This is a genomic window from Kitasatospora sp. NPDC056731 (genome assembly GCF_040687675.1).
Classification (GTDB): domain Bacteria; phylum Actinomycetota; class Actinomycetes; order Streptomycetales; family Streptomycetaceae; genus Kitasatospora.
This window is the reverse complement of sequence record NZ_JBFBNR010000015.1, coordinates 1-15,803: the sequence shown is the minus strand read 5'-3', so window position 1 is coordinate 15,803 and position 15,803 is coordinate 1. Positions and strand designations below refer to the sequence as shown.

Below are 15,803 nucleotides of genomic sequence, written 5' to 3'. Positions count from 1 at the left end.
TGCGTACTGGAAATGGGGGGTGGTGGCGTGATCAGTCGTGCGCGTGCAGCGGCTTGCCGGCCAGCGCCAGGTGCGCCTCGCCCAGGGCCTCGGACTGGGTCGGGTGCGCGTGGATGAGCTGCGCGACCTCGGCCGGCAGGGCCTCCCAGTTGTAGATCAGCTGAGCTTCGCCGACCTGCTCGCCCATGCGGGCGCCGACCATGTGGACGCCGACCACGGCGCCGTCCTTGACCTGGACGAGCTTGATCTCGCCGGCGGTCTTCAGGATCTTGCTCTTGCCGTTGCCGGCCAGGTTGTACTTGAGGGTGACGACCTTCTCCTTGCCGTACAGCTCGACGGCCTTGGCCTCGGAGATGCCGACGGAGGCCACCTCGGGGTTGGAGTAGGTCACGCGCGGGACGCCGTCGTAGTCGATCGGCACGGGCTTGAGGCCGGCCAGGCGCTCGGCGACCAGGATGCCCTCGGCGAAGCCGACGTGGGCCAGCTGCAGGGTCGGGGCGAGGTCGCCGACGGCCGAGATGGTGGGCACGTTGGTGCGCATGTACTCGTCGACCAGGACGTAGCCGCGGTCCATCGCGACGCCGTTCTCCTCGTAGCCGAGGCCGGACGAGACCGGGCCGCGGCCGATGGCGACGAGCAGCAGGTCGGCGTCGATCTGCTTGCCGTTCTCGGTGGAGACGCGGACACCGGCCTCGGTGTACTCGACACCCGAGAAGCGGGCCTTCAGCTCGAACTTGATGCCGCGCTTGCGGAACGCGCGCTCCAGCAGCTTGGAGGAGTTCTCGTCCTCCAGCGGGACGAGGTGCGGCAGCGCCTCGACGATGGTGACCTCGACGCCGAAGGACTTCCAGACGGAGGCGAACTCGACGCCGATCACGCCGCCGCCGAGGATGACGGCCGACTTCGGGATGCGGTCGAGCTTGAGCGCGTGGTCCGAGGAGATCACGCGGTTGCCGTCGATCTCCAGGCCCGGGATCGAGCGCGGCACGGAGCCGGTGGCCAGGACGATGTGGCGGCCCTCGATGCGCTGGCCGTTGACGTCCACCGAGGTCTGCGAGGAGAGCTTGCCCGCGCCCTGGATGAAGGTGACCTTGCGGGAGGCGACCAGGCCCTGGAGGCCCTTGTACAGGCCGGCGACGACGTCGTCCTTGTACTTGTGGACGCCGTTGATGTCGATGCCCTGGAAGGTGGCCAGAACGCCGAACTCGGCGGCCTCCTTCGTCTCGTCCGCGATCTCGGCGGCGTGCAGCAGAGCCTTGGTCGGGATGCAGCCGCGGTGCAGGCAGGTGCCACCCAGCTCCCCCTTCTCGACCAGGGCGACGCTCAGGCCCAGCTGAGCGGCGCGGAGCGCCGCGGCGTAACCGCCGCTTCCGCCTCCGAGAATGACTACGTCGAAAACGGTGCTGGCGTCGTTCGCCACGTCACGTCCTCCATGCAATGGGGTGGGTCGCCGGGCCGGTCGCGGTCCGGTGGGTCGGAAGCCTTTGTGAGGCGCCCAGTCGTGCCGGAAATACATCTTCGCACTTGTTCGCGGTGGCTGATGTCCGGGTCCACCCCAGGGGTGTCCCACAGAGCGGTCACCGGGGCGGGAATACCCCCGACGGAAGGGCATCATTGCAGCTCAACGCGGGGTTGACAGCCGCCGGACGGGCGTCGGGGCGGCCCTGCGGCGCCACCTCTTCCGCAGGGTGGAACAAAGTTTCGCCAGTAGCGAACAGAGGTGCGGGCCGGGGTCCCGTTCTACTCGCAGGTAACCGGCGCCGGCGCGCGAACGCCGACGGGGGCCCGGCGCGCGTGCGCCGGACCCCCGTCGACTCGGGTGCCTGATCAGGCCTTGCCGCCCGCCGCGGTCTGCTCGGCGAACCGGACCAGGGTGCGCACCGCGCTCGCGGTGCCGCCCTTCGGGGTGTAGCCGAACGGAGCGCTCTCGTGGAACGCCGGGCCGGCGATGTCCAGGTGCGCCCAGTCGATGCCCTCGGCCACGAACTCCTTCAGGAACAGGCCGGCCACCAGGCCGCCGCCCATCCGCTCGCCCATGTTCGCCAGGTCGGCGATGGTCGACTCGGTCATGCCCTTGCGCAGCTCGGCCGGCAGCGGCATCGGCCAGGACTGCTCGCCGACCTCGCCCGAGACGGTGTGCAGGGTCGCGCGCAGCTCGTCGTTGTTGGACATCACGCCGAAGGTGCGGTTGCCCAGGGCCAGCACCATGGCGCCGGTCAGGGTCGCCACGTCGACGATGACGTCCGGGTTCTCCTCGCCGGCGCGCACGATCGCGTCGGCCAGCACCAGACGGCCCTCGGCGTCGGTGTTCAGCACCTCGACGGTCTTGCCGCCGTACATGCGCAGCACGTCGCCGGGGCGGGTGGCGGAGCCGGACGGCATGTTCTCGGCCAGCGCCAGCCAGCCGGTCACGTTGACGGCCAGGCCCAGGCGCTTGGCGGCCACCACGGCGGCGAACACGGCGGCGGCGCCGGCCATGTCGCACTTCATGGTCTCGTTGTGGCCGGCCGGCTTCAGCGAGATGCCGCCCGAGTCGTAGGTGATGCCCTTGCCGATGAAGGCCAGCGTGGCCTTCGCCTTCGGGTGGGTGTAGGCCACCTTCACCAGCCGCGGCGGGTTGTCCGAGCCGTTGCCGACGCCCAGCAGGCCGCCGAAGCCGCCCTTGAGCAGCGCCTTCTCGTCGAGCACCTCGACCTTGAGGCCGTGCTCCTTGCCGGCCGCCTGGGCGATCGCGGCGAAGCTCTTCGGGTTCAGGTCGTTCGGCGCGGTGTTGACCAGGTCGCGGGCCCGGTTCATCTCCTCGCCGACCGCGGCGGCGCGCTCCACGGCCGCCTTGGCGTCCTTGCTGCCCTTGCGGGGGGCCAGCACGACCAGCTCGCCGACCGGCTCCTTGCCGCTGCCGTCGGCCTTGTAGGTGCCGAAGGAGTACGAGCCGAGCAGGCCGCCCAGCGCGACGGCCTCGACCTCGTCCGCGGACTCGGCCGGCAGGGCCAGCGCGGCCTTCTTGGCGCCGGCCAGGGTGCGGGCGGCGACACCAGCGGCGCGGCGCAGCGCCTCCAGCTGGTAGCCGGTCTCGGCGGCCTCGCCGAGGCCGACCGCGAGCACGAGCGCGGCCTTCAGGCCGGCGGGGGAGGGCACCTTGACGGCCTCGCCCTCGGCGCCGGTCGCGCCCAGGGTGCTGAGGACCTCGGTCAGCTTGCCCTCGAACGCCTCGTTCACGGCCTCGGAGCCGGGGGCCAGCACGATGCCCTTGGGGCCCTTGGCGACACCGACCACCAGGGCGTCCGCGCGCAGCGAGGCGGCGGAGGAGGTGCTCACAGACAATGCAGTCACGTAATGCGTCCTGTTCTTTCGCGGTCCACGGCCGGTTGCGGCGAGGCTGCCGCACCGGCGCAACCCGCCGTCGCAGGCCGGACCGCCCGGCACGCTCCGGGTCCGGGCCCCCTGGCGCGCGCACCCGCGCAGGTCGCGGCCACGCACACCAGAGGCCCCGGCTCCTCGGGTCAGGCCGGGCGGGCAGGACCTGCGACGGTGCAGGGCTGCGGTGCTCCCCGCATGGTAGTCCGCATGGTGGGATCACGCGCCGCCCGGTGTCAGCCGAGCAACGCCAGGGCGAACAGCGAAGCGGTCGCGGCGGTTTCCGCCATCGCGCCGAGCACGTCCCCGGTGATTCCGCCGAACCGCCGTACGCAGCGCCGGAGCAGCAGCTGGGCGCAGCCGACGCCGAGCACAACGGCCGTGGGGAGACGAAGGGTTGACGATCCGTCAAACAGTCCGAGGGCGGCCAGGGCGAGCGCCGCGGCGGCCGTCCCCGCGACCGCTCCGGCGGGTGCCACGGTGCCCGCCACCATCGCGCCCAGGCCGCCCGGCCGGGCGGCCGGCACCGACCGCAGGCAGCCCCAGGCGAGCGCGCACCGCGCGGTCACCGCCGACGCCAGCACCGCGAGCGCGCCGCGCGTGGTCGACTCGGCGAACTGTCCGGCCAGCGCGGCGATCTGGGCCAGCAGCACGAGAACGAGGGTCAGGACACCGAACGGGCCGATGTCGGACTGCTTCATGATGCGCAGCGCGTCCTCGGCCGGCTTCCCGCTGCCCAGGCCGTCGGCCACGTCCGCCAGACCGTCCAGGTGCAGCCCCCGGGTGAGCGCGGCCAGCACCCCCACCGCCGCCACCGCCCCGAGCAGCCCGCCGGCCCGCCAGGCCGCCAGTGACCCCGCCCCGGCGGCCACCGCGCCGAGCACCAGCCCCACCACGGGGGCCGCCGTCATCGCCCGCGCCGCCGCAGCCCGGTCCCACCGCTCCACCCGCACCCGCAGCACGGACAGCGTCCCGAACCCGAACCGGAGCCCCTCGGCCCAACTGGCGCCCTGCACGACGTGTTTCCCTCCGAACGGAGGCGCCCCGTCCGATGTGCCGGACGGGGCGCTCATGATCCTGGTGCCACGGGTTGCGGCGGGTTGCTACAGCCGCCGCAGCAGGTCCGCCGCCGAGGGCAGCTTCGGCTGCTCCTTCGGTGCCGACGGTACGAACGGCCGCGGGGCCTCGTCCGCGAGCGCGTCGCCCGCGGCCTGGAGCAGCGGCAGGGCCAGCAGCGCGCCGAGGCCCTCGCCCATGGTGATCCCCTGGTCCTGCAACGGCGTCAGGGTGAGCCGGTCGTAGGCCTTGGCCTGGGCGGGCTCGCCGCTGGACTGCCCGGCCCGCCACCACTCCGGCGCCCGGAAGGCGATCCGCTGCGCGACCAGCGCGCAGGCCGCCGAGACGACGCCGTCCAGCACCACCGGGAGCCGTCGCACCGCGGCCTGGAGCAGGAAGCCGGTGATCGCCGCGAAGTCGGCCCCGCCGGTGGCGCCGAGCAGCGCCAGCTGGTCGCCGAGGACGGGCCGGGCCCGCCGCAGGGAGTCGCGGATGGTGGCGCACTTGACCATCCAGACCCGGTCGTCGACGCCCGAGCCGCGCCCGGTGACGGCGGCCGCGTCCGTTCCGCACAGCGCGCCGACCAGGACGGCGGCGACGGTGGTGGCGCCGACGCCGAGGTCGCCGAGCAGCACCAGGTCGGTGCCGGCGTCGGCCTCCTCGTCGGCGACGGCCATGCCGGCCCGGAAGGCCCGCACGGTCTCCGCGGGGGTGAGCGCGTCCTCGACGTCGATCCGGCCGGAGCCGCGCCGGATCCGGTGGGTGACCACGTCGTCCGGGAAGTCGGCGGGGTCGGCGTCCACCGCGACGTCGACGACCCGCACCTCGGCGCCGTAGCGCCGGGCCAGCCGGGTGACCGGCGCGGTGCCGTCCAGGACGGCGCGCACCCGCGCGGCGGTGCCGCCCTTGGCGGGCAGCCGGGACACCCCGAGCGCGGCCACGCCGTGGTCGGCGGCGAACAGCAGCACCTTGGGGGCCGACACCGGCCGCACGGGGGATCGCCCCTGCACGGACGACAGCCAGCTGCCCAGCTCCTCCAGCTTGCCGAGCCCGCCGCGCGGCCGGCCGGCCTCCTGCCAGCGTTCCTCGGCGGCCCGTCGGGCGCTCTCGTCGGGGCGCTCGACGAGCGAGGAGAACGTATCGAGATCCACGGTCGTGTCCATCGTCCGGAAGGCTACACGCCGCAGATGTTCAGGCGGCGGCTGGCTTGACGGTCAGAACCTGCCCGGCCACGACCAGCAGCACACGCTCGGAGGCGTCCGCCACGGCCATGTTCAGCCGGCCCAGGGTGTCGCGGAAGCGCCGGCCTGCGGCGGTCGCCGGGACGACGCCCATCCCGACCTCGTTGCTGACCGCGACGGCCGTGCGCCCGGTGGCCGCCCAGGCCCGCGCCAGGGCCTCGCAGCGCCGCTGGACGGCGGCCTCCCCACCCGCCGCCCAGACCGCGTCGTCCCAGGCGCCGCACTCGTCCATCACGGCGGTCAGCCACAGCGCCAGGCAGTCGACCAGCACCGGCGCCGGGTCGGTCCGGTCGGCCAGCACGGCCTCCAGGTCGCAGGTCTCGGCGGTGCGCCAGCTCGCCGGCCGCCGCTCGCGGTGCAGCGCGACCCGCTGGGCCCACTCGGTGTCGCCGTCCCGGGTGCCGCCGGTGGCCACGTACAGGACGTCCGGGTGGTCGGCGAGCAGCTGCTCGGCCCGGGTGGACTTGCCGGAGCGGGCGCCGCCGAGCAGCAGCGTGCGGGGGAGCGGGTGGTGGATCGCCATGCCGCCCATCCTGCCCGACGGGGCATCCGGAGCGTCCGGCCAGGCATACGGAAGATCGGGCCGGGCAGGCTAAGGTGCGCAGCACGCAGGCAGCGTCGTCGGTGGGAGGAGCCGGGCATGGTCTGGACGTGGCGGTACGAGAAGGCGGACGGCACCGCGGTGGTGCCGGAGGGCGCGCAGGAGGAGTTCGCGGGCCAGGGGGACGCCGAGACCTGGATCGGGGAGTCCTGGAAGCAGCTCGCCGAGGACGGCATCGACACGGCGGTCCTGCTGGACGACGACCGGGTGATCTACTCGATGAGCCTGCACGAGGCGTAACCGCCGTCGCGGGGCCGCTACTTGGCGCCGACCACGTGCAGCAGCGCGGCGACCTGCCGGTACGGGTCGGTGCGGCCGGCCCGGTCCTCGGCCTCCAGCAGCTGGGCCAGCTGCCGCCCGTCCACCGGCGGGGCCGCGTCGTCGGGCGCGTTGTCGGTGAAGACCCGTACGCCGTACCAGTGCTTCAGCGGCACCGACACCTCGGAGAGGGTGACGGTGAGGTCGGCGAGGCGGTCGGCGCGGGCGGCCAGCCCGAGCCGGTTGTAGTACCGGTCGCTCTCGAAGGCGTGCAGGGCGGCCCGCCAGTCCCCGGCGGCGGCGGGCCGCAGGGCGAGCGCGTCGCGGTTGCGGACCAGCAGCGAGAGCAGCCCGCCCGGGGCCAGCAGCCGGGCCAGCGAGGCGATCATCGGGTCGGGGGCGGGCAGGTACATCAGGACGCCGTGGCAGAGCACCACGTCGAAGCTGCGCGGGCCGAACCAGCGCCCGCACTGGTGGGCGTCGCCGCTGAGCAGTTGCAGCCGGCCGGCGACCTCCGGCGGTTCCTCGGCGAGCGCCCCCTGGGCGACGCCGAGCGCGACCGGGTCGGAGTCGATGCCGGTGACGTAGTGGCCGGCCCGGGCCAGGCGCAGCGCCTGGGTGCCCTGGCCGCAGCCGATGTCGAGGACGCGCTGCGCGGTGCGGCCGGCCAGCTGCTCGGCGAGCTGCCGGGAGACCAGCTCCTGGCGGACGAAGTTGCGCAGTCCGCCGAGCCGGTCCAGCCAGGCGCCGGTACCGCCGGCGAAGGAGCCGCTGCGCGAGGGCAGCCGGCGCTCCTGGCCGATCCGGTCGTGGCCGCCGTCCCCCTGCCCCGGCAACGCGTACAGGCCGGGCCCCTCCCAGGAAGGCGGGGCCCAGCCGGAGTCCACCGGTTCGGCGGTCAGGGCTTCTCCCCGCGCCGCACCTGCGGCTTGGGCAGTCGCAGCCGGCGCATCTGCAGGATGCGCATCAGGCCGTAGGCGACCGCGCCGCGGGTGTTCTGGCCGGCGAAGCGCTCGGCGAACTGCTTGCGCAGACCGAAGCCGAGGCGGACGAAGTCCAGGATCACCAGCACGAAGAACAGCAGGAACAGCAGCGTGGACAGCAGCTGGATGGCGGGCACCTTGATGATGCTCAGCACCAGGATGACCACGGCGGCGGGCAGGAAGAACTCGGCGAGCGACCAGCGGGCGTCCACGTAGTCGCGGGCGAACTTGCGCACCGGGCCCTTGTCACGGGCCGGCAGGTGGCGCTCGTCGCCCTCCATCAGCGCGGTGCGCTGCTTCTCGCGCTCGGAGCGCATCCGCTCGCGGGCCTGGCGGGCGGCCTCCTTGCGGTCCTTGGGCACCGTCACCCGGGTACGCCGGTGGGCCTCGGCCTCACTGCGCTTGGGCGTTGGCCGACCCTTCTTGGCCTGGGGGTGGCGGGTCTCGTCCGGCTTCTCCAGCACGGTGGCGGAGGCGGCTGCATCATCTGAACGGCGTCGGAACACACCACCAGCGTACGGGGTGCCGGGCGGCTTCTCGGGGTCCCCTCGGACCCAAACGCGTATCGATCCGCGAGGTCGGCCGCCCGCCGGGGTTTCCCGGCCCCTTCCCGTAGGGGATCAATCGGATGGACTATGGAGAGGATGAGAGGCGGATCCACCCGGGGGAGGAGGAACTCCGCTGGTCGCTGTAGCAGTCTTGTAGCAGGCAGGTGCACTGCGGCGACGGGCTCGCTGCGCATACACTCGTCGTGTCTGGTATCGAGATAGAGACCGCAGGCCGGAGAAGGGGGCACCCGAGGCCCATGAGCGACGGAATCATGAAGCGTATGGGGTTGATCTTCCGCTCCAAGGCGAACAAGGCCTTGGATCGGGCGGAGGATCCCCGAGAGACGCTCGACTACTCCTACCAGAAGCAGCTCGAACTGCTGCAGAAGGTACGGCGTGGCGTCGCGGATGTCGCGACCTCGCGCAAGCGCCTGGAACTCCAGCTGACCCAGCTCCAGCAGCAGTCGGCGAAGTACGAGGACCAGGGCCGCAAGGCGCTGTCCCTGGGCCGTGAGGACCTCGCGCGCGAGGCGCTGACCCGCCGGGCCAACATGCAGTCCCAGATCACCGACCTGGAGACGCAGTACCAGGCCCTCCAGGGCGAGGAGGAGAAGCTCACGCTCGCCTCCCAGCGGCTGCAGGCCAAGGTGGACGCCTTCCGCACCAAGAAGGAGACCATCAAGGCCACGTACACCGCCGCTCAGGCGCAGACCCGCATCGCCGAGTCCTTCTCCGGGATCTCGGAGGAGATGGGCGACGTCGGCCTGGCCATTCAGCGGGCCGAGGACAAGACGGCCCAGATGCAGGCCCGGGCCGGTGCGATCGACGAGCTGCTGGCGTCCGGTGCGCTCGATGACGCGAGCGGCCTCGGCCGCAAGGACGACATCGAGGCCGAGCTGGAGCGAGTGGCCGGCGGCACCGACGTCGAGCTGGAGTTGGCCCGGATGAAGGCCGAGCTGGGGGGCCCGTCCTCCGGTCCGGCCGCGATCGAGCAGGGCAAGCCGCAGCAGCCGGAGGCCCACCCCCAGCAGGACACCCCGCGCATCAACTACAACAAGTGATCTGAGCTCCATCCCACGAACCAGGGAGACGCACGGCATGATCATGAGGGTCATGGGTGAGGGGCAGTACGAGGTGGGCGATGACCACCTGAACCTGCTCAACGAGCTCGACTCCGAGCTCGTCACCGCAGTGGAGTCGGGGGACGAGGAGCACTTCCGTCGCGCCTACGGCAAGCTGCTGGACGCGGTGAAGCAGTTCGGCACCCCGGTGCCGCTGGATTCACTGGCGCCGTCCGAGCTGATCCTGCCGAGCGCCGAGGCGACGATCGACGAGGTCCGCGAGCTGTTGATGGCCGACGGCGAGGGTGTGATCCCGGGCTACCCCGAGTAGCCGCCGCGGCCGGTGCCAGACGAAAGGGCGGGTCCCCTCCGGTGGGAGGGGACCCGCCCTTCGTCGTGTTCCGGCGGCCGGGCCGGGTCGGGCCGGGCCGGCTACGGCAGGGCCAGCATCCGGTCCAGCGCCGCCTTGGCGTACTTCTCGGTCTCCGGGTCGACGGTGATCACGTTCGGCACCCGGCCCTCGACCAGCGACTCCAGCGCCCAGACGAGGTGCGGCAGGTCGATCCGGTTCATGGTGGAGCAGAAGCAGACCGTCCGGTCCAGGAAGACGATCTCCTTGTCCGGGTGCGCCTTGGCCAGGCGGCGGACCAGGTTCAGCTCGGTGCCGATGGCCCACTTGGAGCCGGGCTCGGCGGCGTCCAGCGCCTTGATGATGTACTCGGTCGAGCCCACCATGTCGGCGGCCGAGACGACCTCGTGCTTGCACTCGGGGTGCACCAGCACGGTGACGCCGGGGATCCGCGCGCGCACGTCGTTCACCGAGTCCACGCTGAACCGGCCGTGCACCGAGCAGTGGCCGCGCCACAGGATCATCTTGGCGTCCCGCAGCTGCTCGGCGGTCAGGCCGCCGTTCGGCTTGTGCGGGTTGTACAGGACGCAGTCGTCCAGCGAGAGGCCCAGATCGCGCACCGCGGTGTTGCGGCCGAGGTGCTGGTCGGGCAGGAACAGCACCTTCTGGCCCTGCTCGAAGGCCCACTCCAGGGCGCGCTCGGCGTTGGAGGAGGTGCAGATGGTGCCGCCGTGCCTGCCGGTGAAGGCCTTGATGTCGGCGGAGGAGTTCATGTACGAGACCGGGACGGTGACGTCGGCTATGCCGGCGTCGGTCAGCACGTCCCAGCACTCGGCGACCTGCTCGGCGGTGGCCATGTCGGCCATCGAACAGCCGGCCGCGAGGTCCGGGAGGACGACCTGCTGGGCGTCACCGGTCAGGATGTCGGCGGACTCGGCCATGAAGTGCACGCCGCAGAAGACGATGTACTCGGCCTCCGGGCGGGCCGCCGCGTCGCGCGCGAGCTTGAAGGAGTCACCGGTGACGTCGGCGAACTCGATCACCTCGTCGCGCTGGTAGTGGTGTCCGAGGATGAAGACCCGGTCACCGAGCGCGGCCTTGGCGGCGCGGGCGCGCTCGACGAGGTTCGGGTCGGAGGCCGGGGGGAGGTCGCCGGGGCACTCGACGCCGCGCTCGCTGTTCGGGTCGGCCTCGCGGCCGAGCAGCAGCAGAGCGAGCGGCGTCGGAGTGGGGTCGACGCCGTGGGTCTCGGTGATGGTGGTGGTCACGGGCGGGTGCCCTTCTGTGCGGCCGATCAAGCCTGAAGCCTTTTCGTCTATCTGACGCTATCTATGATAACCGGTTAGCGTCAGAGTGACGATGGCCATCCTGTCGATGTGACGAGAACCGCTCGCCGAATCGGACCCCCGGCGGAGCCGGATGACCGTTTTGGGGTGGTCCTCGCGTGGCCGAATCGATATCCGGCCGGGCCCGGGTATGGCTGAGGCCATGAAGGCAATCGCGATCAACCGCTACGGCGGCCCCGAAGTCGTCGAGTACACCGACCTGCCCGACCCCAAGGTCGGCCCGGACTCGGTCCTGGTGCAGATGCGGGCGGCCGGGGTGAACCCGGTGGACTGGAAGATCCGGGACGGCGCCCTGGACGGCCTGCTGGACGCGCACTTCCCGCTCGTCATGGGCTGGGACCTGGCCGGCGTGGTCCGCGCCGTCGGCGGCGGCGTCACCGAGTTCGCGCCCGGCGACGAGGTCTACGGCTACGTCCGCAAGGACACTGTCGAGCACGGCACCTACGCCGAACTCGTCTCCGCCCCGGTCCGCACCCTCGCCCGCAAGCCGGCCGCACTGGACTGGGCCCAGGCCGGCGGCCTGCCGCTGGCCGGGCTCACCGCGCTGCAGAGCCTCAAGGCACTGCGGCTGCGGGCGGGGGAGACCCTGCTGGTGCACGCCGCGGCCGGCGGGGTCGGGCACCTGGCCGTCCAGATCGCCCGGGCCCTCGGCGCCCGGGTGATCGGCACCGCGGGCGAGCGCAACCACGACTACCTGCGCGGCCTCGGCGCCGAGCCGGTGCTCTACGGCGAGGGCCTGGCCGACCGGGTCCGGGCGCTCGCCCCGGGCGGGGTCGACGCGGCCCTCGACCTGGTCGGCCACGGCGCCGTCCCGCTCTCGGCGAGCCTGGTGGCGGACCAGAGCCGGATCGCCTCGATCACCGACTTCGGGGTGAAGGCCCTCGGTGGCCACTACGTCTGGGTCCGCCCGGACGCCGCGGACCTCGCCGAACTGGCCGCGCTGGCCGACGACGGCCGGCTGACCGTCACCGTCGCCTCCACCTTCCCGCTCGCCCAGGCGGCCTCCGCCCAGGCGCTCAGCGCCGAGGGCCGCACCCGGGGCAAGATCGTCCTGCTGGCCGACTGACGGCGGACCGGCTGCCGACCGGCGGCGGACCACCGGCCGTCATCTGCGAGCGGTGAACTCGCTCCTGACATCCGCCAGAATGGTTGGCGAACCGTTTCGGCAGCCGCCCCCACCGCCCTCCGTCCGAGGGCCGCCGCCCGAGGCCGCAACCGACCCGTACGACCCGTGGAGCCCCGCACCGATGACCAGCAGCCGAGCGCACGAGGTGGTCGGGGCCGACCTGGACGAGACCGACCGGCTCCTGCTCGCCCGGCTCGGCCGCGACGGCCGCGCCTCGTACGCCGAGATCGGCCTCCAGGTCAACCTCTCCGCCACCGCCGTGCGCCGCCGGATCGACCGGCTGCGGGCGCGCGGCGTGGTGCGGGGCTTCACCGTGGTGCTCGACCCGTCGGTGCTCGGCTGGCAGACCGAGGCCTTCGTCGAGGTCTACTGCCGCGAGCGGACCGCCCCCGAGGAGATCCTCGCCAGCCTGCGCCAGTTCCCCGAGGTGATCGCCGCCTGGACGGTCACCGGCGATCCGGACGCCCTGGTCCACCTGCGCGCCGCCGACATGCGCCACCTGGAGGCCGTCATCGAGCGCATCCGCCGCGAGCCCGGCGTCCAGCGCAGCCGCTCCTCGGTCGTCCTCTCCCAGCTCATCGGCTAGGGCGCCTCCGACCGGCCCCCCTCCGGCCGGTGCGCAGGAATCCTGCGCGGACCGGCCCGAAGACGCCCGAAAGCTGCCTGACCAGCCGGGTTCCGACGCGCGGCGAACCCCTCCCGCTGCCTACGCTGATCACGTCCGGTCCACGCGGTGAACCGCCCCGCCGACCGGGCATCCCCCGACACCCCACAGCCGAGAGGGACAGCCGTGTCCGCAGCCCCCGACCGCATGCACCGGCCCGACAACGACCTGGTCGACCTGGTTTTCGACTACATGCGGGACCGGCTGCAGTACGACCCCGTCCCGCTCGACCACCCCGGTGACGGCGAGCACCTGCGCACCCAGCTGGCCGGTCTGCTGAACGCGGACGGCAACGCCCCCGCCGACGTGCTCAAGCTCTACGACCACGAGCTGTCCCGCGCGGTGATCTCCGCCGACAGCCCGCGCTACCTGTCGTTCATCCCGTGCGCCCCGACCAAGGCCGCGCTGCTCTTCGACATGGTGGTCTCCTGCGCGTCCCTGCAGGGCATCTCCTGGCTGGAGGCGGCCGGCGCGATCGCCGCCGAGAACCAGGTGCTGCGCCTGATCGCCGACCGCGCCGGCCTGCCCGCCTCGGCCGGCGGCACCTTCGTCTCCGGCGGCTCCGCGGGCAACCTCTCCGCCCTCGTCGTCGCCCGCGACACCGCCCGCCGCAAGCTTGCCAAGGAGGGTCGTCCCAGTGGGCCGGAGGCGCGGCTGCGGATCGCCGTCGCCGACCAGGTCCACTCCTCGGTCAAGAACACCTTCAACATCATCGGCGTCGAGGCCTTCAAGGTCCCCACCGTGAACCGCCGGTTCACCGGCGAGGCGCTGCGCGCCGCGCTGGCCGCCGACCCGAACCCGGAGACCGTCATCGCGGTCGTGGGCACGGCCGGGACGACCAACGAGGGCATCGTCGACGACCTCAAGGGCCTGGCCGAGGTCGCCCGCGAGCGGGACCTGTGGTTCCACGTCGACGGCGCCTACGGCGGCGCGGGCCTGTTCGCCCCCTCGGTGCGCGAGCGCTACAACGGCATCGAGCACGCCGACTCCTTCGTCGTCGACCCGCACAAGTGGCTGTTTGCCCCCTTCGACTGCGCCGCGCTGATCTACCGCAACCCGCAGCTCGCCCGGGCCGTGCACACCCAGGACGCCTCCTACCTCGACGTCCTGCACACCGAGGGCGACGAGTGGAACCCCACCGACTACGCCTACCACCTCACCCGGCGCGCCCGCGGCCTGCCGCTGTGGTTCTCCCTCGCCGTCCACGGCACCCAGGCCTACACCGACGCCATCGAGGCCGGCCTCACGCTCGCCCGGGACACCGCCCAGCTCATCCGCGACACCGACCACCTGGAGCTGCTGTTCGACCCGCAGCTCTCGGCCGTCTGCTTCAAGCGCAAGGGCTGGACCAACGAGGACTACTACCGCTGGTCGCAGCAGCTGCTCGCGGACCAGATCGGCTTCGTCACCCCCACCGGCTGGGACGGCGAGACGGTCGCCCGCTTCGCCTTCCTGCACCCGGGCACGACGATGGACATGGTCCGGGAGATCCTGGACACCATGGCCTGATCGGCCCCCGGTGACCCGTGGCCCCCGTCGGAGCAGGCAGCCGGCGGGGGCCACGTCGTTCCGTCATCCCGTCATCCCGTCGTCCGGTCGTTCACAGGAAGGCGCCGCTCGGCAGGTACGGCGCCGGCGGCCGCATCCCGCGCAGCCCGACGAAGCCCCGGCTCTGCGGGGTCAGCCCCACCTCCAGGCCGACATCCAGCGCCCACTCCTGCTCGGCGGTCAGGAACTCCACCCGCGCCTCGACCCCGTCCGGCACCCGGGCCAGCGCCTCGCGCAGCAGCCGGGCGGCGATCCGCTTGGTGGTGGCCGCCAGCAGCTTCACCTCGCCGCCGTCCCGGTAGCAGTAGCCGCTGCCGGCCAGCGCGTCGGCGATCAGCAGTTCCTCGAAGTGGCCCAGCATCAGCTCGTGGTCCGGGCCGTGCGCGGACCCGCGCAGCCGCCGGTCCACCGAGTCCAGCAGGTGCCGGTGGACGGCGCCGCCCCGGTGCACCGGGATGTCCCCCGGGTCGAGCAGCCCGGCCCGGTCCACCCGCCCGGTCAGCCGCATCGCCGGGTGCAGGGTGAACCCGGCCAGCCGGTAGCGGCGGACCGCCGCCGGGGACGCCGACGCGCAGACCATCCCGCGCAGGCAGCCCCGCGAGTGCGCCGCCGCCCGTTCCAGCAGCAGCCGCCCGACGCCCTTGCCCTGCGCCTGCGGCCGGACCGCGAACAGGGACGGCGCCCACAGGCCCTCCCGGCGCATCGACAGCACCGCGCCGACCGGCTCCCCGCCGCTCTCCGCCAGCCAGCAGCCCGCCGGATCGGTGCGCGCCAGATGTCTCGTCCGGGCCAGCTGCAGCGGGGTCGGTGCGGCCGCCGGACCGGGCAGGGCCGGATCGGCGAACGCGGCGAGGGAGAGCTCCTGGACGGCCTCCGCGTCGGCGGCGGTGTCCCTGACCTGGCGCAGGATCATGGCCACCATCCTGGCGTCCGCCGGCCCGGCCCGGGGCCGGTTCCCCGGATTCCGCGGCTCGGGCGGTGACCCGCCCTCCCGGGTTGTGCGAGCATGGGGAGCGTAGGGGACACGGGTGGCACACCCGGCCCACGGAAATTCCGCCACCAGCAAGCCGACGAAGACAATCGCCGTTCGGGAAATGAATCCGGACGGCCGTTGGTTGGCACTGGGGGCAAACCGTCGTCAAAGACCGGGAGAAAGCAGATGACCGTCCAGGACGAGACCACCGTCGAGAGTGGCATCCTCCTTACCGATGCCGCCGCGGCCAAGGTCAAGGGCCTGCTGGAGCAGGAGGGCCGCGACGACCTCGCACTTCGCGTCGCCGTCCAGCCCGGTGGCTGCTCCGGCCTGCGTTACCAGCTGTTCTTCGACGAGCGCTCGCTCGACGGCGACGTCCTCAAGGACTTCGACGGTGTCAAGGTCGTCACCGACCGGATGAGCGCCCCGTACCTGGGCGGCGCCACCGTCGACTTCGTCGACACCATCGAGAAGCAGGGCTTCACGATCGACAACCCGAACGCCACCGGCTCCTGCGCCTGCGGCGACTCGTTCAGCTAGGCCTAGGCAGCACCGCTCGACGTTTGTTCGAGCCGCGGTACGGAGGCGGCCCCGGGGATCATCCCCGGGGCGTGAAACCGACAGGACCGCCAAGCGCCGGCGCTACTCGCAGTTCGGCGCTCCCGTGTACCTCTTGGTCGACCGGCAGGAAC

General features: G+C 72.8%; 15 protein-coding genes and 1 pseudogene. 7 read left to right on the top strand and 9 right to left on the bottom strand.

Features of this window, described 5'->3' with window-relative positions; all coding sequences use genetic code 11:
• Positions 1-31 precede the first annotated feature (31 nt).
• From lpdA to cobU, 5 genes and pseudogenes are all read right to left on the bottom strand, one after another.
• Positions 32-1,420, bottom strand: coding sequence for a dihydrolipoyl dehydrogenase (lpdA, locus tag AB0R04_RS17685; protein WP_363372086.1), 1,389 nt, complete (start codon positions 1,418-1,420; stop codon positions 32-34).
• 407 nt (positions 1,421-1,827) lie between these two features.
• Complete coding sequence (locus tag AB0R04_RS17680) at positions 1,828-3,333, bottom strand: leucyl aminopeptidase (RefSeq protein WP_363372084.1); 1,506 nt, start codon at positions 3,331-3,333, stop codon at positions 1,828-1,830.
• A gap of 260 nt (positions 3,334-3,593) precedes the next feature.
• Positions 3,594-4,373, bottom strand: coding sequence for an adenosylcobinamide-GDP ribazoletransferase (locus tag AB0R04_RS17675; RefSeq protein ID WP_363372082.1), 780 nt, complete (start codon positions 4,371-4,373; stop codon positions 3,594-3,596).
• Positions 4,374-4,460: 87 nt separating this feature from the next.
• Positions 4,461-5,576, bottom strand: coding sequence for a nicotinate-nucleotide--dimethylbenzimidazole phosphoribosyltransferase (locus AB0R04_RS17670; protein WP_363372079.1), 1,116 nt, complete (start codon positions 5,574-5,576; stop codon positions 4,461-4,463).
• A 28-nt stretch (positions 5,577-5,604) separates the two neighbouring features.
• Positions 5,605-6,159: pseudogene (cobU, locus tag AB0R04_RS17665) on the bottom strand (bifunctional adenosylcobinamide kinase/adenosylcobinamide-phosphate guanylyltransferase); the annotation flags it as partial.
• A 135-nt stretch (positions 6,160-6,294) separates the two neighbouring features.
• Here cobU and AB0R04_RS17660 point away from each other — a divergent pair.
• Entirely contained in the window at positions 6,295-6,495 is a 201-nt protein-coding gene (locus AB0R04_RS17660; RefSeq protein WP_350886321.1) for a hypothetical protein, read from the top strand.
• A gap of 17 nt (positions 6,496-6,512) precedes the next feature.
• Here AB0R04_RS17660 and AB0R04_RS17655 read toward each other — a convergent pair whose 3' ends face one another.
• Together AB0R04_RS17655 and AB0R04_RS17650 are read right to left on the bottom strand one after the other, a co-directional pair.
• Positions 6,513-7,253, bottom strand: a complete 741-nt coding sequence (locus tag AB0R04_RS17655; protein ID WP_107453016.1) for a class I SAM-dependent methyltransferase — start codon at positions 7,251-7,253, stop codon at positions 6,513-6,515.
• Positions 7,254-7,411: 158 nt separating this feature from the next.
• On the bottom strand, positions 7,412-8,002 hold the full coding sequence (locus AB0R04_RS17650) for a DUF3043 domain-containing protein (RefSeq protein ID WP_363372077.1): 591 nt from the start codon (positions 8,000-8,002) through the stop codon (positions 7,412-7,414).
• Between the two features lie 299 nt (positions 8,003-8,301).
• Between AB0R04_RS17650 and AB0R04_RS17645 the strand changes: the two genes are divergently transcribed.
• Complete coding sequence (locus tag AB0R04_RS17645; protein WP_363372074.1) at positions 8,302-9,105, top strand: PspA/IM30 family protein; 804 nt, start codon at positions 8,302-8,304, stop codon at positions 9,103-9,105.
• Positions 9,106-9,142: 37 nt separating this feature from the next.
• Positions 9,143-9,436 carry a hypothetical protein gene (locus AB0R04_RS17640; RefSeq protein ID WP_063347300.1) on the top strand — a complete coding sequence of 98 codons (294 nt, stop codon included), beginning with the start codon at positions 9,143-9,145 and terminating at the stop codon, positions 9,434-9,436.
• Between the two features lie 101 nt (positions 9,437-9,537).
• On the opposite strand, the gene nadA is transcribed toward AB0R04_RS17640, so the two are convergent.
• Positions 9,538-10,722: a quinolinate synthase NadA gene (gene nadA, locus AB0R04_RS17635; protein WP_363372072.1), complete on the bottom strand. Its 1,185-nt coding sequence runs from the start codon at positions 10,720-10,722 to the stop codon at positions 9,538-9,540.
• Positions 10,723-10,942: 220 nt separating this feature from the next.
• On the opposite strand from nadA, the gene AB0R04_RS17630 reads away from it, so the two are divergent.
• From AB0R04_RS17630 to AB0R04_RS17620, 3 genes are all read left to right on the top strand, one after another.
• Complete coding sequence (locus tag AB0R04_RS17630; RefSeq protein WP_363372070.1) at positions 10,943-11,866, top strand: NADP-dependent oxidoreductase; 924 nt, start codon at positions 10,943-10,945, stop codon at positions 11,864-11,866.
• Between the two features lie 181 nt (positions 11,867-12,047).
• Entirely contained in the window at positions 12,048-12,512 is a 465-nt protein-coding gene (locus AB0R04_RS17625) for an Lrp/AsnC family transcriptional regulator (RefSeq protein ID WP_063347298.1), read from the top strand.
• 204 nt (positions 12,513-12,716) lie between these two features.
• On the top strand, positions 12,717-14,099 hold the full coding sequence (locus AB0R04_RS17620; protein ID WP_363372067.1) for a pyridoxal-dependent decarboxylase: 1,383 nt from the start codon (positions 12,717-12,719) through the stop codon (positions 14,097-14,099).
• A 91-nt stretch (positions 14,100-14,190) separates the two neighbouring features.
• Here AB0R04_RS17620 and AB0R04_RS17615 read toward each other — a convergent pair whose 3' ends face one another.
• Positions 14,191-15,051: a GNAT family N-acetyltransferase gene (locus AB0R04_RS17615; RefSeq protein WP_363372064.1), complete on the bottom strand. Its 861-nt coding sequence runs from the start codon at positions 15,049-15,051 to the stop codon at positions 14,191-14,193.
• 246 nt (positions 15,052-15,297) lie between these two features.
• On the opposite strand from AB0R04_RS17615, the gene erpA reads away from it, so the two are divergent.
• Entirely contained in the window at positions 15,298-15,651 is a 354-nt protein-coding gene (gene erpA / locus AB0R04_RS17610; RefSeq protein WP_030391519.1) for an iron-sulfur cluster insertion protein ErpA, read from the top strand.
• The last annotated feature ends 152 nt before the right edge of the window (positions 15,652-15,803 follow it).

Excerpts from the sequence above, each read along its gene's own strand:
- AB0R04_RS17670 (WP_363372079.1), bottom strand. The coding sequence starts at position 5,576 with ATGGACACGACCGTGGATCTCGATACGTTCTCCTCGCTCGTCGAGCGC.
- AB0R04_RS17630 (WP_363372070.1), top strand. The coding sequence starts at position 10,943 with ATGAAGGCAATCGCGATCAACCGCTACGGCGGCCCCGAAGTCGTCGAG.
- AB0R04_RS17615 (WP_363372064.1), bottom strand. The coding sequence starts at position 15,051 with ATGATCCTGCGCCAGGTCAGGGACACCGCCGCCGACGCGGAGGCCGTC.
- AB0R04_RS17625 (WP_063347298.1), top strand. The coding sequence starts at position 12,048 with ATGACCAGCAGCCGAGCGCACGAGGTGGTCGGGGCCGACCTGGACGAG.
- AB0R04_RS17660 (WP_350886321.1), top strand. The coding sequence starts at position 6,295 with ATGGTCTGGACGTGGCGGTACGAGAAGGCGGACGGCACCGCGGTGGTG.
- erpA (WP_030391519.1), top strand. The coding sequence starts at position 15,298 with ATGACCGTCCAGGACGAGACCACCGTCGAGAGTGGCATCCTCCTTACC.
- AB0R04_RS17640 (WP_063347300.1), top strand. The coding sequence starts at position 9,143 with ATGATCATGAGGGTCATGGGTGAGGGGCAGTACGAGGTGGGCGATGAC.
- AB0R04_RS17645 (WP_363372074.1), top strand. The coding sequence starts at position 8,302 with ATGAGCGACGGAATCATGAAGCGTATGGGGTTGATCTTCCGCTCCAAG.